Genomic DNA, 18,116 nt, shown 5'->3' on the forward strand with positions numbered 1-18,116 from the left:
CATGAATCAGCCATCCATATCTTCGCCCGGCCCACGTGGCCCAGTCGATCACGACATTCGTGATCAGATTGTCGCGGCAGCCAATGAACACTTCAGCCAATACGGCTATGGCAAAACCACGGTTTCCGATCTGGCCAGGGCCATCGGTTTTTCCAAGGCGTACATCTATAAATTCTTTGATTCCAAACAGGCGATCGGCGAAGCGATCTGCTCAAATTGTCTGGGGCAAATGGTTGCAGCGGTCGAACAGGCTGTTAACGCAGAGGGGATTTCGCCGACCGAGCGTTTCCGCCGGCTGGTGAAGACCGTGATTGCCACGGGTGTGGACCTGTTCTTCAATGATCGCAAGCTTTACGACATCGCGGCATTCTCGGCAGCGGAGCGTTGGCCAAGTGCTCAGGTGTATGAGGAGCAGATCAAGCGCTTTATTTTCGACATCGTGCGTGAAGGGCGAGAGCTCGGAGAGTTCGAGCGCAAGACTCCGCTGGACGAGACCGTCGAGGCGATTCATCTGGCTCTGCGTCCCTTCGTCAACCCGTTGCTGCTGCAGCACAATCTCGATTTTATCGAGGTAGCGCCCACGCTGACCTCGAACCTCATTTTGCGCAGCCTGATGCCCTGACCTGAAAGCGATCTGGTGGTGCTGCTCAGCGTGCCGCTACAGGTTGTGATTCAGTGGGTTGCCAGCCACCACCAAGTGACTTGAATACCGCCACCGCCGCACGGGCCGATTCCGTCCGCGCCTGCGCTCTGGCGTCGGAGGCCTGCAACAGTGTTTCGTCGGCGTGCAGGACATCAATCAGGCTCGCGGTGCCTTTTTCATAGGCGGTGAACGAGGACTGGCGAGCTTGAGTCAGCGCGGCTTCGCCGCCGGTAAGGGTGGTGGTCTGGGCTTGCCGATTCACCAGTGAGGACACCGCGTTCTCTACATCTTCGGTGGCACGCAGTACCGACTGGCGATAGGCCGCCAATGCTTCTGATTCCTGACCTTTGGCCTGATCGATCCGGGCGTTGATGCGTGCGAAGTCGAAAAGCCGCCAGCGCAAACCCAAGACACCGGCAGACTGGCTTGCGCCACCAGTGAAAAGATTGCCACCGGATACGGCTGTCGCGCTGCCCAGCAAGGCGCTGAGGGAAAATTTCGGGTAGTACTCGGCAATCGCTTCACCGATACGCGCGTTGGAGGCCGCGAGACGGCGTTCGGCCACGATCAGATCCGGTCTGCGCCGCAGCAGATCTGCCGGTGTACCCAGCGCAGTCAGCGACGGCACATCGGGAATCTCGCCCTCACGTGCCAGTTGCGTGCGGTGAGTGCCGGGAGGCGTGCCGAGCAGCACGTCCATCGCATTCATGGCTGCCTCCAGACCGCTTTGCAGTACCGGAACGGTCGCCTGGACTTGCGACAACTCACCCTCGGCCTGGCGCACCTGATACTCCGCGGCCAGACCCTTGCCGTAAAGCAACCGGACCTTTTCCAGCAACGCGCGCCGAGTATCGACTTGCCGGTTGGCGATGTCCAGCCGCGCCTGTAATCCGCGCAGGGTGATGTAGATATCGGCCGTTTGCGCAGCGATCGCCAACCTCGTCGCCGTGAAACCGGCTGCTGAGGCCTGATACTCAGCCAGTGCCGCCTCACGCCCGCGGCGCAGTCCGCCAAAGACATCGACTTCCCAGCCCGCCTCGAGATTGGCCTCGTAGGCATTGCCGTAACGGTCATAGCCGGGTGTTGAATTCAACACCTGGCCCAGTGGCGTCTCGACGGACTGATAAGCGCGTGCCGCCTGTGCGCTGATGTTCGCCGAGGGCAGCAGTGCTGCATTGGCGGCGCCCAGGCCGGCCTTGGCCTGGGTGACGCGCGCTGATGCCTGTGCAAGGTCCAGATTCTGCTGCAAGGCCTGGTCGATGAGGTTGCTCAGTAGCGGATCGTTAAAGCTTTCCCACCAGGCGGCAAGGCTGTCCGGTGTCGATCCGGATCGCGGTTCGACAGCAGACCGCGCCAGGTAATGATCTGAAAGCGGGGCGTCTGGACGATGGTAATCCGGACCCACCGCACAACCTGCCATGAGGCTGGCGCTAACCAAAAGAGCAATCGGGCGCAGGGGAGGCATCGGCGTTCCTTAACGAGATTTTTGTGACCATATTAAGCAATGGTCACAGCGTGTCAATTAAGGCTTGAAAAGGCAATCACGGCATAAATGATAAAACTGGAGCGTCGAATACCTCATTTAATGTGACTGTTGACGATATTGGTCACAAAGATGAGAATATGATGATCATCCTATTTCAGTAAGTGAACCTATGCGCCGGCTTCGAATTTCCCCCATTGCCGCATGCCTGTTGCCACTCGCCCTGGCGGCGTGCGGTGATTCCTCATCCGTTGCAGACCCGCGCACACAGGCGCCTCTGGTCAGGTTCACCGCCGTTCAGGCTGCGGCTGACGGTTCTCGCACCTTCACGGGAGTGGTGACGGCGCGCATTCAGGGCGACCTGGGGTTTCGCGTTTCGGGCAAGGTGCTCGAGCGTCTGGTTGACACGGGGCAGAGCGTCAAACGCGGTCAGCCGCTGATGCGGCTTGATCCCATCGACCTGGGGTTGCAGGCACGCGCGCAGCAGGAGTCGGTCACCGCCGCCCGGGCCCGGGCCAGGCAGACAGCCGATGACGAAGCCCGCTATCGCACTCTGGTCAGCGCCGGCGCCATTTCCGCATCGGCCTACGATCAGATCAGAGCCGCCGCAGATACCGCCAAGGCGCAACTCAGCGCCGCTGAAGCGCAAGCGGACGTTGCCCGCAACGCTTCCGGTTATGCGGTGCTGGTTGCCGATGCCGACGGCGTTGTGGTGGAAACACTCGCCGAACCCGGACAAGTCGTCAGCCCTGGACAACCGGTGGTTCGACTGGCGCGGGCAGGGCAGCGCGAGGCCATCGTGCACTTGCCCGAGACCTTGCGCCCCGCAGCAGGATCCACTGCGCAAGCCACGCTCTATGGCGACGCCTCGGGTGCTGTTACCGCGAAACTGAGGTTGCTTTCGGATTCGGCGGACCGCACGACGCGTACGTTCGAGGCGCGCTATGTACTGGAAGGCGCGCTGGCCAATGCGCCAATAGGTTCGACTGTCACCCTCAGAATCGCCGAGGGTTCGACACCTGGCGCGTCGTTACAAGTGCCCATCGCCGCGCTTTATGACGCGGGTCAAGGTCCTGGCGTGTGGGTCATCGCCGGCACACCGCCAACCGTGACCTGGCGACCGGTTCAGGTGCTGGGGTTGAGCGACGATTCGGCGCGAGTCGCTGGCGATCTCGGGGTCGGCGAACAGATTGTGGCGCTGGGCGCTCACCTGTTACGCGAAGGTGAAGCAGTAAGAATGCCCGTGCCTGATGCGGCGATCGTTGCCGGGAGTCGTCCATGAGCGAGGGCCGATTCAACCTTTCAGCCATCGCCGTTCGCGAGCGTTCGATCACGGTCTTTCTGATTTTCCTGATCGCCGTTGCCGGCACCCTGGCGTTCTTCCAGCTGGGGCGTGCCGAAGATCCTCCGTTTACGGTCAAGCAGTTGACCGTCATCACGGCGTGGCCGGGGGCGACCGCACAGGAGATGCAGGATCAGGTCGCGGAGCCACTGGAAAAACGCCTGCAAGAACTCAAATGGTACGACCGCTCGGAAACCTATACGCGGCCAGGGCTCGCTTTCACGATGGTCTCGTTGCTCGATAGCACGCCGCCCTCGCAAGTGCAGGAAGAGTTCTATCAGGCGCGTAAAAAACTCGACGATGAAGCGATCAAGTTGCCGGCGGGCGTCATCGGGCCGATGGTCAACGACGAGTATTCGGACGTGACCTTTGCGCTGTTCGCCCTGAAAGCCAAGGGCGAGCCGCAGCGTCTGCTGGTCCGCGATGCGGAGTCCATGCGCCAGCGCCTGTTGCATGTGCCGGGGGTGAAGAAGGTCAACATCATCGGCGAACAAGCCGAACGGATATTTGTTTCCTTTTCGCATGACCGGTTGGCGACCCTGGGCTTGTCACCGCAGGACATCTTCGCCGCGCTGAACAGTCAGAACGCACTGACCCCGGCCGGATCAATCGACACCAGCGGGCCACAGGTTTTTCTGCGCCTCGATGGTGCGTTCGACAAGCTGCAAAAAATCCGCGACACCCCTGTGATCGTGCAGGGGCGGACACTCAAGTTGTCTGATGTGGCGACGGTCGAACGCGGTTACGAAGACCCGGCCACCTTTCTGGTGCGCAATAACGGCGAAGAGGCGCTGTTGCTCGGAGTGGTGATGCGTGAGGGCTGGAACGGCCTTGATCTGGGCAAGGCGCTGGATGCCGAGACCGTCAGGATCAACGAGGAAATGCCCTTGGGTATGACCCTCTCGAAAGTCACCGACCAGGCAGTGAATATCGACTCCGCCGTTGGCGAGTTCATGGTCAAGTTCTTTGTCGCGCTGCTGGTGGTCATGCTCGTCTGCTTTCTGAGCATGGGCTGGCGCGTTGGCGTGGTGGTCGCCGCTGCGGTGCCGTTGACCCTGGCGATCGTGTTTGTGGTGATGGCGGCCACCGGCAAGAATTTCGACCGTATTACCCTCGGGTCATTGATCCTTGCGCTTGGATTGCTGGTCGACGATGCGATCATTGCCATTGAAATGATGGTGGTGAAAATGGAGGAGGGCTACGATCGCATCAAGGCCTCTGCCTATGCCTGGAGCCACACGGCGGCGCCGATGCTGTCCGGAACCCTGGTGACGGCGATCGGTTTTTTGCCCAACGGTTTTGCTCAGTCCACGGCCGGCGAATACACCAGCAACATGTTCTGGATCGTTGGCATAGCTCTCATCGCTTCGTGGGTCGTGGCAGTGGCGTTCACCCCTTATCTGGGCGTGAAACTGTTGCCGGATATCAAGGCGGTGGAGGGTGGACATGCGGCGATCTACAACACGCCGCGATACAACCGCTTCCGCCGGGTTCTGACCCGGGTCATTGCCCGCAAATGGCTGGTCGCGGGCATGGTCATTGTGCTGTTCTTTGTGGCCGCTGCGGGTATGGGCCTGGTGAAGAAACAGTTCTTCCCGACCTCTGACCGTCCTGAAGTCATGATCGAAGTGCAAATGCCCTACGGCACTTCCATCGAGCAGACCAGCGCCACGGCCGCCAAGGTCGAAGCCTGGCTGCGCCAGCAGGATGAGGCAAAAATCGTCACGGCCTATATTGGCCAAGGGGCGCCGCGTTTCTTTCTGGCGATGGCGCCGGAGCTGCCCGATCCGTCGTTCGCCAAGATCGTTGTGCTGACCGACAGTCAGGAGGCACGGGAAACCCTCAAGTTGCGTTTTCGTGACGCGGTCGCTCAAGGGCTTGCCCCTGAGGCGCGCCTCAGGGCATCGCAGATTGTGTTTGGTCCTTACTCGCCGTTTCCGGTGGCCTACCGGGTGATGGGGCCTGATCCGGCAAAGTTGCGCGTGATCGCCGAGCAGGTGCGGGGTGTGATGCAAGACAGCCCGATGATGAGAACCGTGAACACCGATTGGGGGCCGCTGACTCCATCGTTGCATTTCAACCTGGATCAGGATCGTCTGCAGGCAGTGGGGCTGACATCGACTGCGGTAGCACAGCAATTGCAATTCCTGCTCAGCGGAGTACCGATCACGGCGGTGCGTGAGGACATTCGTTCAGTGCAGATCATGGGGCGGGCAGCGGGCGATATACGGCTCGATCCGCAGCAAATCGAAGGCTTCACCTTGGTCGGTGCGGCGGGGCAGCGTGTCCCGTTGTCGCAGATAGGCGAGGTCGATGTGCGCATGGAGGATCCGATCCTGCGCCGGCGTGATCGCACCCCGACCATCACCGTGCGCGGCGACATTGCCGAAGACTTGCAGCCACCGGACGTTTCCAGTGCGCTGCTGAAGCAACTGCAGCCGATCATCGAGAAACTGCCTTCCGGTTACCGGATCGAGCAGGCGGGTGCGATCGAAGAGTCCGGCAAGGCCGGCAAGGCGATCCTGCCGTTGTTGCCGATCATGATCGCCATGACCCTGGTCATCATCATTGTGCAGGTCCGTTCGATCTCGGCGATGATCATGGTGTTCCTGACCTCGCCGTTGGGCTTGATTGGCGTGGTGCCGACACTGCTCATTTTCAATCAGCCGTTTGGCATCAATGCGCTGGTCGGGTTGATTGCACTGTCGGGGATCCTGATGCGCAATACGCTGATTTTGATCGGTCAGATTCATCACAACGCGCAAGAAGGGCTGGATCCGTTTCATGCTGTCGTCGAAGCCACGGTGCAACGTGCGCGACCGGTACTGTTGACAGCCCTGGCGGCGATCCTGGCGTTCATTCCCCTGACACACTCGGTGTTCTGGGGGACGTTGGCCTATACCCTGATTGGCGGTACGCTCGTCGGCACCGTCATGACGCTGGTGTTCCTGCCCGCGATGTACTCGATCTGGTTCAAGATCGGTCCCGACGCCAGGGCGCGGGCTGCAATAGTCAAACCGATGTAGCGATAAATGCAGGAAATCGAGGCCCGTTCTGGCGGGCCTCTTTGTCCGCGCACGTGAACAGCCTGGCGCTATTGGCTCGTCATTTCCAAACCCCGGAAACGTCCGCGTGAGCCCTTGGTGCCAGAGCTTATGAAATCGTGTACCAGTGGAAATGGATGTACTCGTCTTCATACTCCGCGAACAGTGAAACGATGAAATCCGTCTTCATTGAGTACATCAACAACGCTCCGACAAAACCTGTCGGCTCATGCAGCGGTTGCTTGAGCGGAGCAATCAAATCAATCGTCCGATCCACAATCATCTGATTGAAAACAGCTTCCGGGATTTTCTCAAACTTGGCGTCGGATACGTGTTGCGGGAAACGGCTGTCACTTTCAGGTCGCCAATCCAGGTACTCCGCCTGGAGCCAGAATTTCAGTCCGTCTTCACCATGCCGTTTGGGTGCGCGAGTTATTCTGATGGTCTCCTGCGACTCAGAATATCGAAAGGCGTCGTTTGGATAGGTGACGTAGTAGAGACCGCGATATTCACTTCGTGCAGCACTACAAATCTGCTGGTCACTCGATAGTTGATCGAAATCGCTTCTGTCGAACATGTAAATACCTGCGGTTTACTTCGTGCAATTGGGCTGGAGCGCGCGATGTTAGCAAAATAGTCTTGCCGATTTTTCCAGGAGGCGTCTTCACCCCGTTTTGGCCAGACTCAAAGCAAGTCTTCAGGCTGCATCGTCAGAATGATTTTCCCGACGTTCTCGGAAGACTCCATTCGGCGGTGAGCATCGGCAGCCCGTGATAACGCAAACGTGCTATCGACGACAGGCTCAAGGCTTCCGGCCCCTTCAAAGCGATCAAGCCAGTGCTCGCGGAAGCGCTTGATCATGTCGTGCTTCTCCGGCTGCGTACGCGACTTCATCACCGTACCGATGATTTGCAAATGGCGGTAAAGAATGTCCTCCAGCGCTACGGTCACGTTGCCGCCTGCGCCGAGGATGCCCACCTGAACCAGGCGACCGCCCTTTGCAAGGGATGCGATGTTGCGTGCGAAATAGGGCGCCCCGATAAAGTCGATGATGACATCGACGCCGCGACCCTGGGTTTTGGCGGCGATTACGTCAGCGAAATCCTGCGTCTTGTAGTCGATCGCCACGTCAGCGCCCAAATGCTCGACACGCGCCAACTTGCTGCCTTCGGCCGTCGCATACACCGTGGCACCCGTGGCATAAGCCAGCTGCACCGCGGCAGACCCGACGCCGCCGGCGGCCGCATGAATCAACACTAAATCGCCGGCCTTGAGCCGAGCCAGATGCATCATCGCTTCATGGGCCGTGACGAAGACCTCTGGAATAGCCGCCGCGTGTACATAGTCAAGCTGCGCCGGGATGTGCATGGCCATGCGGTAATCGATGCGTGCCAGTTCGGCGTAGGCACCGCCTCCGACCACGCCCATGATTCGATCACCTGCTTCGAACCCCGTCACCGCGCTACCTTTCCCGATCACTTCGCCGGCGATTTCCAGGCCGATGATCAGCGAGTCGCCGAAATTCGGATGGCCGTACCCACCGGTTCGATGCGTCAGATCCGCACGGTTCACCCCGGCGGCATAGACACGTACCAGCAGGTCGTCAGGCCGCACTTCAGGATTGGCGACTTCGACGAGTTCAAGGACGTCTGGCGCACCGAATTGTCTGATGTTGATGGCTTTCATTCAGTTGTTCTCCGTTTCGCTGAACGTGGCGTTGGCAATAGCAGAAGCAGTGATGGCGCCAGGGAAGCCCACATAGAAAGCCAGGTGCGTGATCGCTGCCGCCAGTTCGCCTTGGGTTACACCGTTGCCAGCCGCGCGGCGTAAGTGGGCAGGCAACTCTTCCGAGTGACCAGCGGCAATCAATGCCGCCACGGTGATCAGGCTACGGTCGCGCGGGGACAGCGCGGGATCGCTCCAGATGTGCGGATAAAGCGTCGAGTCGACGAATTGCGCCAGCTTCGGAGTGAACGCGCGCGCTGCTTCGCGAGGACTGCTGAAATTGAGCTTGGACATGGGCGAACTCCTTAAACCTGGCTGATGAATTTGTGGGTGAGATAGTGCTCGATACCTTCAATGCCACCTTCGGAGCCGTGACCGCTTTCTTTCATCCCGCCGAAGGGGAGCTCGGTAGCGACGATGCGGTATTGGTTGATCCCGATCATCCCGGCCTCCAATCCGTCCGCGACGTCAATGGCCGTGCGAGCGCTGGTGGTGAACGCATAGGCAGAGAGGCCGTAGGGCAGGCGGTTGGCTTCTTTCAAACCATCTGCCAGTTCATCGAACGGCATCAGCACGGCGATAGGGCCGAAAGGCTCTTCGTGCATCACGCGGGCATCCATCGGCACATCCGCCAGAACCGTGGGTTGGAAGAAGTAGCCTTCGCCTGACAAGGCTTCACCACCGACCAATACCCGCGCACCTTTTTCGACGGCATCGGCCACCAGTTCTTCCATTTTTGCCAATTGCCTTGGGTTGGCCAGGGGGCCGACCTGCGTGTCTGGATGCAGGCCGTCACCTATTCTCAGCGCTTGGGTCGCAGCGACAAAGTGATCAACGAAGGCTTGATAGGCACCACGCTGGATCAGAAACCGAGTGGATGAAATGCACACTTGCCCGGTCCCGCGAAACCGATTGGCGACACCTTCGATGGCGGCTTTTTCAATGTCGGCATCTTCGAATACCAGAACCGGTCCGTGCCCACCCAGTTCGAGGGTGATGGGCTTCACGCCTTCAGCCGCTCGTGCAGAGAGCAGGCGCCCGATGGGCACCGAACCGGTGAACGTCACTTTGCGAATGATCGGCGAGGCGATCAGATGGCTGGACACTTGATCCGGTACGCCAAAGACCACTTGCAGCACACCCTTGGGCAATCCTGCATCGTCGAGTGCACGCGCCAGGGCCAGCGCTGTGGAGGGGCTTTCTTCACCTGGCTTGAGAATGACGCTGCAACCCGCAGCCAGCGCTGCCGCGAGTTTGCGTGCCGGGGTGATGGCCGGGAAATTCCAGGGCGTGAATGCGGCCACCGGGCCGATGGCCTGGCGTTTGACCAGTTGCAGCACGCCTGGTCGATTGGCCGGGACCACACGGCCATCGATTCGCCGGGCACTTTCGGCGAACCATTCGAAATACTCCGCCGCGCGGGTCACTTCATCCAGGCTTTCACCCAGCGGTTTGCCTTCCTCCAGGGTCATCTGCGCAGCAATCTGCGGTGCACGTTCGAGGATCAGGTCGGCGGCACGTTTTAGAATTTTTGCGCGTTTGTCGGGTACGGTCTGGCGCCACTGCTCGAAGCTCAGTCGAGTCACTGCCAGGGCGTGATCAAGATCGTCTGCGGTGGAGAGTGGGACGCGTCCGATTTCCCGGCCGGTTGCCGGGTTAACGACGGCGACAGTCTCGCGCCCTTCGGCGTTGAGCCATTCACCACCGATGAAAAGATAAAGCGGATCGTAGGAAGTCTTCATGATGTGGCCTTCAGTTGGTTGTGAGATTCGTATGAAGCTCGGTGCCTGATGGGCTGTACTGCAAAGCCTGATCAGGAAGCTTGTGCAACCAAGTCTATGGAAGGAGGGCCCGTTGATTTAGTCGGGCCAAAGGGAATCATTGTTGTCTGCAGAGGTAATATCGGGCTGCGGGCCGACCGTGTAGCATCCTGAACAAAAGCGGTTATCACGGGTGTGCGCCAGATCCACAGGAAGGTCGCGATGGATAAGCTTTCGAACATGTCGGTGTACATAAAGGTTGTCGAGATGGGCAGTTTCACGGCCGTGGCCAATCATCTGGACTCCACGGTCGGTAACGTATCGCGTGCTGTATCTGCGCTTGAAAACGTGCTCGACGCACGACTGTTGCAGCGCTCGACGCGGCGCCTGTCGGTCACCGATGCGGGGCGACGGTTCTATGAGCGCTGCACGAAAATTCTGGCTGATCTGGAAAGTGCCGAAGCCGAAGCCAGCAATGCGGCGCTGGAGCCTCGGGGAACACTGCGGGTGCATTGCGTTCCCGGGCTGGCTCGGCATCTGGTCACGCGGGCCGTGCTGGAGTACCGCCAGCAATTCCCGGAGGTGTACGTGGATTTACTGCTTTCGCAACGAATGCCAAACCTGCTGGAAGACCAACTGGATGTCTCGATTCTGATCGCCCGAGCGCTACCCGATTCCGCGTACGTCAGCCAAAAGATCGGTGTCAGCCACTGTGTTCTGGTGGCGTCGCCAGACTACCTTGCCCGGCATGCGCCTCTTGAGACGCCTGAAGATCTGCGTGATCACCAGTGTTTGCTGCTGGGTACGGTGGACTATGCGCGGGATGAGTGGCAGCTCAAAAGCAAGGCGGGAGACGCGACATTTATCCCGACAGGGCCGAGTTTCAGCGTCAACGATATGGATGCGATGGCGCTTGCCATTCGAGAGGGTGCCGGGATTGGCTTGCTGGCCGGGTTCACGGCCATCGACGACCTGCGCTCCGGCAAGCTGGTGCGGGTTTTGCCTGACTACCATACCTACGAGCGTAACGTGTATGCCGTCTATACCTCGCGACAGTTCGTCGATGCAAAAATCACGCGTTTCATCGAAACGTTGAAAGATCAGGTTGGCAGTCAGCTGGCAGCCACGGCCAAAGCACTTATCGGTTGAAACACTGCGGGGCAGAAAGGTATTTGCGCCTCGATGAAGCAACTTCCCGAGGCGCAATGATCGGCGAACAGGTTACTTAGCCCTGGCTGCAGCGGCCCATGACGTTATAGGCCAGTACGTGTTGTTTGCCTTGCGAATCCTGGTAGGTCATGTGTGTCGGTACGACTGCACAAATATCCGGCACCGGGTCTTCAGAGATGACCTTGGCGACATCAAGGTGGGTGCCGTAGCCATATTGCTCGACCTGTTGATTCTTGGCAGTACCGTCCTGTGCCGCTACCACAGAGCTGAAGCCCAAGAGTGCGACGATGATCATTGCAGTTTTCATGATGAGATTTCCTGAAGTAAGTTTGATCTTGCTGGCAGGACGAACTTTAGGCTTGAGGGTTTTGTGGAAACAGGAGTGAATCAGGGAAAGACTTTTCTACATTCCGAACACAATCGTCAGGTTTCGGACGTCAGAACGCTTGATTTTGGGACTGTCGGCTTTTGACTGAAAACTGCATGTTGAAGACAGCTGCCTCCCTCAGTTGCGAGGTGGAGACAACTAATTTTTTTTGGGGGGGGGCGCCGCCTTGTCGGAAGAGCAGGGGGTGCGGAAGTGACCGAAAAGATGCGCAAACCATCCTGAGGGAGAGGAGTAAAATTCCTGGAAGCCAGAAACGACAAAGCCCTGAATAATCAGGGCTTTGTCGTACATAAGATGGCGGAGGCGATGGGATTCGAACTCATGGACCTGTTACAGTCGACGGTTTTCAAGACCGTTGCCTTAAACCACTCGGCCACACCTCCGTTGCGTTGCGGGCGCCATAATACCTGAATGAAACACACTGTCAAACTCTGTGCATGGCTTGTTACAGAGCGTCTGTTATGATCTTTGCGACTGAACGTTTCAAACCAACAGGAGTGTCGCCATGCGCGAACAGGATTACGCAGTTCACAACAGCGTGCAGGCTGAGCAGCTAGAGGTTAGCCGCGTCCTGCGCAACACTTACGGTCTACTGGCGCTCACCCTCGCATTCAGCGGTGTGATGGCGTTCGTGGCCCAGCAGATGCGGGTCGGCTACCCGAATATTTTCGTGGTGCTGATCGGTTTCTACGGGCTGTTCTTCCTCACCAACAAGCTTCGTGATTCCGCCTGGGGCCTGGTGTCGGCGTTTGCCCTGACCGGTTTCATGGGTTTCCTGCTCGGCCCGATCCTCAACCGTTACCTGGGCATGCAGGGCGGCGCTGAAGTGGTCAGCTCCGCGTTCGCGATGACCGCACTGGTGTTCGGTGGTCTGTCGGCTTATGTGCTGATCACCCGCAAGGACATGAGCTTCCTCGGTAGTTTCATCACCGCCGGTTTCTTCGTCCTGCTGGGCGCGACGCTGGCGAGCATGTTCTTCCAGATCAGCGGCCTGCAACTGGCGATCAGCGCAGGTTTCGTGCTGTTCTCGTCGGTCTGCATCCTGTTCCAGACCAGCGCCATCATCCACGGCGGCGAGCGCAACTACATCATGGCGACCATCAGCCTGTATGTATCGATCTACAACCTGTTCGTCAGCCTGTTGCAGATCTTCGGCATCATGAGCCGCGACGACTGATCGCTGCACTGCAATAAACAGAAAACCCGCGAAAGCGGGTTTTTTGTTGCCTGCGAAAAAGCGAGCAGGCGATCAATTGATCACGATGCTGCCATCGGCCTGTTGCTTGTAGATCGTGTAAGGCAACAGCAACGTATCGAGCACTCCCGACACGGCCGCATCGACCAGCAAACCCGGCGTCGCGTTCTTGTAGTTGAACGCATCGATGTCATCCGGTTTTTCGGCGTGCAGCATGCAGAAGTCGTACGTCACGCCACTGTAGATACGCGGTACAGCGCCGCAGTAGGACTTGTTCGCTTTCAACTGCTCCGTGGAATGCTTGTCACTGAATGCCACGGTCTGCACCGTTCCGCATCCGGACAGCATCAACACCGTCAGCATCATTGCCTGAGTTTTCATACCGCCAATCCTTCGCCGGAAAAAACTCAATTTACGCCGCTCAGGCCATCGGCGGCAATCGACGTTTCACCGGGGTTTTCTTGACGATCGCAGTATTGGTTTCCGCCAGCGTATTCAGCCGATCAAGCAGGGTATCCAGCTGTTCCATCGAGCGCACATGCAGGCGGGCGATAAAGCAGTCCTCGCCGGTGACCTTGTCGCACTCGGTGAACTCCGGAATCGACATAATCTGCCGCTCGACTTCCTGCAACTGCCCCGGCAATGGCCGCACCCGGACAATCGCCTGCAACTGATAACCGAAGCATTTGGGATCGATCTCCACGGTGTAGCCCTTGAGCACACCGCGTTCTTCCAGCCGGCGCAAACGCTCGGCCACGCTCGGCGAGGACAACCCGCTGATCTGCGCCAGCGCCTTGAGCGAGCGCCGCGAATCCTCCATCAAGGCCCCGATCAGGATCTGGTCGATATCGTCGGTCATACAAAAACTCCCGCATTAGGCGAATGACGCAAACCACCCTTGATAAAAAAGGCAGAAATCGAGTTTAGCCTGCTTTTTGCGCTGGAGAAGCCCCGGTCGCGCTTGGCATACTTTTGCCACACATTAAGGAGATTGATGATGGACAAAACAATCCGTCGCGGCTCATTCGAAATGACCGCCGCCATGTTGATATCCGGGACCATCGGCTGGTTTGTGCTGGTGTCCGGGCAACCGGTGCTGGACGTGGTGTTCTGGCGCTGCGTGTTCGGCGCCGGCACCTTGCTGCTGATCTGCGCTGCGTTCGGTTTCCTGCGGCCGGGCATCCTGACCCGCACCACGTTTCTGCTGGCGGTGCTCAGCGGGATGGCAATCGTCGGCAACTGGGTGCTGCTGTTCGCCTCCTATTCACGGGCCTCGATTGCCATCGGCACGGCGGTGTACAACGTGCAGCCGTTCATGCTGGTGGGTTTGGCGGCGCTGTTTCTCGGCGAGAAGATCACCCTGCAGAAGCTGTTCTGGCTGGCGATTTCTTTCATGGGGATGCTGGCCATCGTCAGTGCCCACGGCGGGCAGGGCGAGGGCGGCAATGATTACCTGACGGGGATCGCGCTGGCGCTGGGGGCGGCGTTTCTTTACGCCATCGCCGCGTTGATCATCAAGCGCCTGACCGGCACGCCGCCGCATCTGATTGCGCTGATCCAGGTCTGCACCGGGGTGTTGCTGCTCGCGCCGTTCGCGCATTTTTCAGCGATGCCCGAGGCACCGAGTGCCTGGGCCAGTCTGGTGACGCTGGGCATCGTCCACACCGGTCTGATGTACGTGCTGCTCTACGGCGCGATCCAGAAATTGCCGACCGCATTGACCGGCGCTCTCTCGTTCATCTACCCGATTGCGGCGATTTTCGTCGACTGGTTTGCCTTCGGCCACCAACTGCAAACCCTGCAATGGATCGGCGTGGCGGCGATTCTGCTGGCCGCTGCGGGTATGCAACAGGGTTGGGGCTTCAAGGCGCGGCGCCTGGCCGCGCAGTAAACCTCAGATGTTCCAGCGCGGCGCAGTCTTCGCAAGGCGCTGGCGCATCTCGCCGACGTTGGCCGCCAGTTGCCGGGTCAGCAGACGGTAGCCATCCAACGGGCTGTAGACCGGCGTGTCGAGGCTGGCGTCCGGCAATTCCACCGGACGCCCCAATCGACCGGACGCCCCGGTTTTCAACGCCCGGGCCATGCCGATCAATTGCACGCGAATATGCCGGTGCTCAGCCTTTAGCGCCGCTTGCAGGTGCGCCATGGCGTCGGGGTCGTTGGCGTCCGGGCGGATGTTGCCGAGGATTTCCAGGGTGCTGATGCACATGCGCAGGTTGCGCTGGATCGCGTCCAGTTCGGTCATCGAGACTTTGACTTCCTTGGACACCGATGGCATCAGCGAACGCAGTTGCACCATCACCGCGTTCAGCCGGTTCATCAATTTCAAATGCTCGTCGGCAGTCACCGGTTGGCCGCCGATGATCCGCCCGTACACCGTGGCGCAATCTCGCAGCGCGTCGGCCAGGTTGTAGCGCCACGAGTACACAGCGTACAGCGGCAGAGCGAAGGAAAAGGCCAGGGCCAAGGCGATACCGATCAGGATATCGACCCCGCGCCACAGCCCGTCGGTAATCGGGTTGTCGCCATGCCCGGCGACGATGAACACGGTGATGGCCGAGAGCAGGGCGGTATAACCGCCCTTGCCGATGGCGTGATACGAGAAAAATCCGCACACCACCGCCATCGCAAAATAAGTCAGCCACGGCATGCCCAGCCACGCTTGCTGCGCCACTATCAACAAACCGACGCCGGCGCCGATCAAGGTGCCGGTGGCGCGTTCGGCGGCTTTCTTGCCGATGTTGCCGTGGTGCTGCAAGCCTCCGATCACTACCAGCATGGTCACCGACGCCCATTCGCCGTGGGGCAGATTGATGCCGGTGGTCAGCAGGATCGTCGCCAGCAACCCCAGCGCCACCCGCACCGCGTGAATCGTGCGTGCATGGCGGTAACGTCGATACGGGTCGAGCAACGGCCGCAGGATCCGCCGCAACAGCGGCGGCCAACGGTGGGGGCTGAAAGTGCTCAGCGCTGATTCCTCCTCAGAAGATGTAGTCGGTGGCGATGAAGTTCGAATCGCGCCCGCGAATGATTTCGCTGATCAGATCCTTGTTGGGTTCCTGGAACTTGGTGGCCACCAGCGTGCGGATCGAAAACACCCGCAGCGCATCGTGTACCGACAGCGTGCCCTCGGCGGAGTTCTTGCGCCCGTTGAACGGGTAAGTGTCCGGGCCGCGCTGGCACTGGGCGTTGAGGTTGATCCGCCCGACCTGGTTGGCGAAGGTGTCGACCAGTCGGCCGACTGCCACCGGATTGGTGCCGAAGATGCTCAGTTGCTGGCCGAAATCCGATTCCAGCACGTAGTCGATCACGGTATCGAGGTGACGGTACGGCACAATCGGCACCACCGGGCCGAACTGCTCTTCCTGATACACGCGCATCTGCGGCGTCACCGGGTACAGCACCGCCGGGTAGAAGAACGAAGCCCGCGCTTCGCCGCCATTCGGGTTGACCACTTGCGCGCCTTTGCTCTGCGCGTCAGCCACCAGCCCATGCAGATAATCGACCTTGCCCGACTCCGGCAGCGGCGTCAGCGAAACCCCGTTGTCCCACGGCATGCCCGGTTTGAGGCTGGCCAGTTTGGCGTTGAATTTCTCGATGAAACTGTCCACCACATCTTCATGCACGAACAGGATTTTCAACGCGGTGCAGCGCTGGCCGTTGAACGACAGCGAACCTGTAACCGCTTCGTTGACCGCATTGTCCAGGTCGACTTCCGGCAGGATGATGCCGGGGTTCTTCGCATCCAGACCCAGGGCGGCACGCAAGCGGTGTGGTTTCGGGTGCAGTTTCTTCAGGTCGCTGGCGGCCTTGTTGGTGCCGATGAACGCGAAGATGTCGATCTTGCCGCTGGCCATCAGCGCACTGACGGTCTCGCGGCCGCTGCCGTAGATCACGTTGATCACGCCGGTCGGGAAGCTGTCGCGGAAGGCTTCAAGCAAAGGACGGATCAGCAGCACGCCGAGCTTGGCCGGCTTGAACACCACGGTGTTGCCCATGATCAGCGCCGGAATCAACGTGGTGAACGTCTCGTTCAACGGATAGTTGTAAGGCCCCATGCACAGCGCCACGCCGAGCGGGACGCGGCGGATCTGGCCGAGTGTGTCCTGTTCCAGCTCGAAACGGCTGGAGCGGCGGTCGAGTTCTTTCAGCGCATTGATGGTGTCGACGATGTAGTCGCAGGTGCGGTCGAACTCTTTTTCCGAGTCCTTGAGGTTCTTGCCGATTTCCCACATCAGCAGTTTCACCACGGCGTCGCGCTGCTGGCGCATGCGCCCAAGGAAGGCTTCGACGTGCTGGATGCGTTCGGCCACGCGCATGGTCGGCCACAGGCCCTGGCCCCGGTCGTAGGCGCGCACGGCGGCGTCGAGGGCGGTGAGGGCGGTGTCGGCGTCCAGCAGCGGCGTGCTGCCGAGGATCACTTGTTCATCGCCGTTGTCGCCGTGCAGGTAGACCGGACTGCGCACGGTGGCGAGCGGGCCGTCCCAGCGGCGCAACTCGCCATCGACCAGGTATTCGCGTTGCTCGACCTGACCGTCGAGGCGGTATTTTTCCGGGATGTCGCTGACAGAAGGGAACAGGTTGCCAAGGATGTTTGCTGTGGTCATGTCGCTACCCCGTGTTGATGTCCGCATGCAGATCAAAAAGTCTCAACAGGTTATACGCCTGAATGCGCGGAAATTTAAACCCGCAAATGTCACGCGAATGTCACGCGAAACCGCACAGCAGAGCGGGCATCCACACATGATCGTTCCCACGCTCTGCGTGGGAACGCCTCAAGGGACGCTCCGCGTTCCAAGCGGACGCAGAGCGTCCAAGGCTGCATTCCCACGCGGAGCGTGGGAACGATCGTCTTCAGGTAATGGGCTGGCCCCGTTTGCCCCCCTCAATGTCCCGCAATGCCCTCAAACCCGCCGACCCGCCTGCCTTAAGGTGTGACCACAACAATAAGCGAGGCCGTTATGCGGGCAATCCGACTCACATTATTACTGGCGTTGGCCATGACGCTGCCTGGCTGCGGCGAAGACCCCAAACCCCCGGCCAGCACCAACAACTCCATTCCCAAAGACCCGGCGCTGGCGCAGATCTACGCCAACAGCTGCCAGCTCTGCCACGCCAACCCCGCCGCGAATGCGCCGCTGACCGGTGACCGCAAGGCCTGGGAGCCGCGCATCCAGCAGGGCGCCGACACGCTGCTCGACCACGCCATCAATGGCTACAACGGCATGCCGCCGATGGGCCAGTGCGTCGAGTGCTCGGAAGAACAATTCCTTCAGTTGATCGGCTTCATGGCCGACCAGCCGCTCCCACAATAAGGATGCTGGCATGCCGATAGATCTGACACGCCGGCAGTTGTTGCAACGGGC

Annotated in this window: 17 protein-coding genes and 1 tRNA gene; 7 read left to right on the top strand and 11 right to left on the bottom strand. The window is 59.7% G+C overall.

The annotated features are described in order from the left end of the window. Position 1: 1 nt before the first annotated feature. Positions 2-622 (top strand): TetR/AcrR family transcriptional regulator, encoded by a 621-nt coding sequence (locus ABTV87_RS13575; RefSeq protein WP_236190443.1) that lies wholly within the window; start codon positions 2-4, stop codon positions 620-622. 25 nt (positions 623-647) lie between these two features. Here ABTV87_RS13575 and ABTV87_RS13580 read toward each other — a convergent pair whose 3' ends face one another. Beyond that, entirely contained in the window at positions 648-2,108 is a 1,461-nt protein-coding gene (locus ABTV87_RS13580; protein WP_433899745.1) for an efflux transporter outer membrane subunit, read from the bottom strand. Positions 2,109-2,298: 190 nt separating this feature from the next. Between ABTV87_RS13580 and ABTV87_RS13585 the strand changes: the two genes are divergently transcribed. Both ABTV87_RS13585 and ABTV87_RS13590 read left to right on the top strand, forming a co-directional pair. Continuing rightward, a complete protein-coding gene (locus ABTV87_RS13585) occupies positions 2,299-3,408 on the top strand; it encodes an efflux RND transporter periplasmic adaptor subunit (RefSeq protein ID WP_433899746.1) in 1,110 nt (369 codons plus the stop codon). Then, positions 3,405-6,494 (top strand): efflux RND transporter permease subunit, encoded by a 3,090-nt coding sequence (locus ABTV87_RS13590; protein ID WP_433899747.1) that lies wholly within the window; start codon positions 3,405-3,407, stop codon positions 6,492-6,494. The genes ABTV87_RS13585 and ABTV87_RS13590 overlap by 4 nt, the downstream gene beginning before the upstream one ends. Positions 6,495-6,621: 127 nt before the next feature. On the opposite strand, the gene ABTV87_RS13595 is transcribed toward ABTV87_RS13590, so the two are convergent. The 4 genes from ABTV87_RS13595 to ABTV87_RS13610 all read right to left on the bottom strand — a co-directional run bounded on the left by ABTV87_RS13595 (position 6,622) and on the right by ABTV87_RS13610 (position 9,979). Continuing rightward, positions 6,622-7,089: a hypothetical protein gene (locus tag ABTV87_RS13595; RefSeq protein ID WP_007955136.1), complete on the bottom strand. Its 468-nt coding sequence runs from the start codon at positions 7,087-7,089 to the stop codon at positions 6,622-6,624. Between the two features lie 107 nt (positions 7,090-7,196). Then, on the bottom strand, positions 7,197-8,198 hold the full coding sequence (locus ABTV87_RS13600; RefSeq protein WP_433899748.1) for an NAD(P)H-quinone oxidoreductase: 1,002 nt from the start codon (positions 8,196-8,198) through the stop codon (positions 7,197-7,199). Next, positions 8,199-8,531: a carboxymuconolactone decarboxylase family protein gene (locus ABTV87_RS13605; RefSeq protein ID WP_433899749.1), complete on the bottom strand. Its 333-nt coding sequence runs from the start codon at positions 8,529-8,531 to the stop codon at positions 8,199-8,201. An 11-nt stretch (positions 8,532-8,542) separates the two neighbouring features. Further along, complete coding sequence (locus ABTV87_RS13610) at positions 8,543-9,979, bottom strand: NAD-dependent succinate-semialdehyde dehydrogenase (RefSeq protein ID WP_007955129.1); 1,437 nt, start codon at positions 9,977-9,979, stop codon at positions 8,543-8,545. A 240-nt stretch (positions 9,980-10,219) separates the two neighbouring features. Here ABTV87_RS13610 and ABTV87_RS13615 point away from each other — a divergent pair, with 240 nt between their 5' ends. Continuing rightward, complete coding sequence (locus tag ABTV87_RS13615; protein ID WP_433899750.1) at positions 10,220-11,146, top strand: LysR family transcriptional regulator; 927 nt, start codon at positions 10,220-10,222, stop codon at positions 11,144-11,146. Positions 11,147-11,222: 76 nt separating this feature from the next. Here ABTV87_RS13615 and ABTV87_RS13620 read toward each other — a convergent pair whose 3' ends face one another. Continuing rightward, positions 11,223-11,474: a DUF2790 domain-containing protein gene (locus ABTV87_RS13620; RefSeq protein WP_007955124.1), complete on the bottom strand. Its 252-nt coding sequence runs from the start codon at positions 11,472-11,474 to the stop codon at positions 11,223-11,225. A gap of 376 nt (positions 11,475-11,850) precedes the next feature. Next, positions 11,851-11,938: transfer RNA gene (locus tag ABTV87_RS13625), tRNA-Ser, on the bottom strand. 122 nt (positions 11,939-12,060) lie between these two features. On the opposite strand from ABTV87_RS13625, the gene ABTV87_RS13630 reads away from it, so the two are divergent. Next, on the top strand, positions 12,061-12,732 hold the full coding sequence (locus ABTV87_RS13630; protein WP_433899751.1) for a Bax inhibitor-1/YccA family protein: 672 nt from the start codon (positions 12,061-12,063) through the stop codon (positions 12,730-12,732). 72 nt (positions 12,733-12,804) lie between these two features. Here the strand turns inward: ABTV87_RS13630 and ABTV87_RS13635 are convergent, their stop codons facing one another. Both ABTV87_RS13635 and ABTV87_RS13640 read right to left on the bottom strand, forming a co-directional pair. Next, on the bottom strand, positions 12,805-13,131 hold the full coding sequence (locus ABTV87_RS13635; protein ID WP_433899752.1) for a YceK/YidQ family lipoprotein: 327 nt from the start codon (positions 13,129-13,131) through the stop codon (positions 12,805-12,807). A gap of 40 nt (positions 13,132-13,171) precedes the next feature. After that, on the bottom strand, positions 13,172-13,609 hold the full coding sequence (locus tag ABTV87_RS13640) for an Lrp/AsnC family transcriptional regulator (protein ID WP_007955121.1): 438 nt from the start codon (positions 13,607-13,609) through the stop codon (positions 13,172-13,174). Between the two features lie 138 nt (positions 13,610-13,747). Between ABTV87_RS13640 and ABTV87_RS13645 the strand changes: the two genes are divergently transcribed. After that, entirely contained in the window at positions 13,748-14,641 is an 894-nt protein-coding gene (locus ABTV87_RS13645) for a DMT family transporter (RefSeq protein WP_085604204.1), read from the top strand. A gap of 3 nt (positions 14,642-14,644) precedes the next feature. Here the strand turns inward: ABTV87_RS13645 and ABTV87_RS13650 are convergent, their stop codons facing one another. Both ABTV87_RS13650 and ABTV87_RS13655 read right to left on the bottom strand, forming a co-directional pair. Continuing rightward, the gene (locus ABTV87_RS13650) at positions 14,645-15,685 is read right to left on the bottom strand and encodes an FUSC family protein (protein ID WP_433899858.1); all 1,041 of its coding nucleotides are present in this window, start codon (positions 15,683-15,685) and stop codon (positions 14,645-14,647) included. A gap of 46 nt (positions 15,686-15,731) precedes the next feature. Continuing rightward, positions 15,732-17,357, bottom strand: coding sequence for an NADP-dependent glyceraldehyde-3-phosphate dehydrogenase (locus tag ABTV87_RS13655; protein ID WP_433899753.1), 1,626 nt, complete (start codon positions 17,355-17,357; stop codon positions 15,732-15,734). Between the two features lie 354 nt (positions 17,358-17,711). Between ABTV87_RS13655 and ABTV87_RS13660 the strand changes: the two genes are divergently transcribed. After that, the gene (locus ABTV87_RS13660) at positions 17,712-18,065 is read left to right on the top strand and encodes a c-type cytochrome (RefSeq protein ID WP_085604195.1); all 354 of its coding nucleotides are present in this window, start codon (positions 17,712-17,714) and stop codon (positions 18,063-18,065) included. The last annotated feature ends 51 nt before the right edge of the window (positions 18,066-18,116 follow it).

The organism is Pseudomonas sp. PSE1(2024), from assembly GCF_050990555.1.
GTDB classification, from domain to species: domain Bacteria; phylum Pseudomonadota; class Gammaproteobacteria; order Pseudomonadales; family Pseudomonadaceae; genus Aquipseudomonas; species Aquipseudomonas aphyarum.

Coding starts and splice junctions, on each gene's coding strand:
- ABTV87_RS13630 (WP_433899751.1), top strand. CDS start 12,061: ATGCGCGAACAGGATTACGCAGTTCACAACAGCGTGCAGGCTGAGCAG.
- ABTV87_RS13620 (WP_007955124.1), bottom strand. CDS start 11,474: ATGAAAACTGCAATGATCATCGTCGCACTCTTGGGCTTCAGCTCTGTG.
- ABTV87_RS13595 (WP_007955136.1), bottom strand. CDS start 7,089: ATGTTCGACAGAAGCGATTTCGATCAACTATCGAGTGACCAGCAGATT.
- ABTV87_RS13635 (WP_433899752.1), bottom strand. CDS start 13,131: ATGAAAACTCAGGCAATGATGCTGACGGTGTTGATGCTGTCCGGATGC.
- ABTV87_RS13590 (WP_433899747.1), top strand. CDS start 3,405: ATGAGCGAGGGCCGATTCAACCTTTCAGCCATCGCCGTTCGCGAGCGT.
- ABTV87_RS13640 (WP_007955121.1), bottom strand. CDS start 13,609: ATGACCGACGATATCGACCAGATCCTGATCGGGGCCTTGATGGAGGAT.
- ABTV87_RS13655 (WP_433899753.1), bottom strand. CDS start 17,357: ATGACCACAGCAAACATCCTTGGCAACCTGTTCCCTTCTGTCAGCGAC.
- ABTV87_RS13585 (WP_433899746.1), top strand. CDS start 2,299: ATGCGCCGGCTTCGAATTTCCCCCATTGCCGCATGCCTGTTGCCACTC.
- ABTV87_RS13615 (WP_433899750.1), top strand. CDS start 10,220: ATGGATAAGCTTTCGAACATGTCGGTGTACATAAAGGTTGTCGAGATG.
- ABTV87_RS13660 (WP_085604195.1), top strand. CDS start 17,712: ATGCGGGCAATCCGACTCACATTATTACTGGCGTTGGCCATGACGCTG.
- ABTV87_RS13605 (WP_433899749.1), bottom strand. CDS start 8,531: ATGTCCAAGCTCAATTTCAGCAGTCCTCGCGAAGCAGCGCGCGCGTTC.
- ABTV87_RS13575 (WP_236190443.1), top strand. CDS start 2: ATGAATCAGCCATCCATATCTTCGCCCGGCCCACGTGGCCCAGTCGAT.
- ABTV87_RS13600 (WP_433899748.1), bottom strand. CDS start 8,198: ATGAAAGCCATCAACATCAGACAATTCGGTGCGCCAGACGTCCTTGAA.
- ABTV87_RS13580 (WP_433899745.1), bottom strand. CDS start 2,108: ATGCCTCCCCTGCGCCCGATTGCTCTTTTGGTTAGCGCCAGCCTCATG.
- ABTV87_RS13610 (WP_007955129.1), bottom strand. CDS start 9,979: ATGAAGACTTCCTACGATCCGCTTTATCTTTTCATCGGTGGTGAATGG.
- ABTV87_RS13645 (WP_085604204.1), top strand. CDS start 13,748: ATGGACAAAACAATCCGTCGCGGCTCATTCGAAATGACCGCCGCCATG.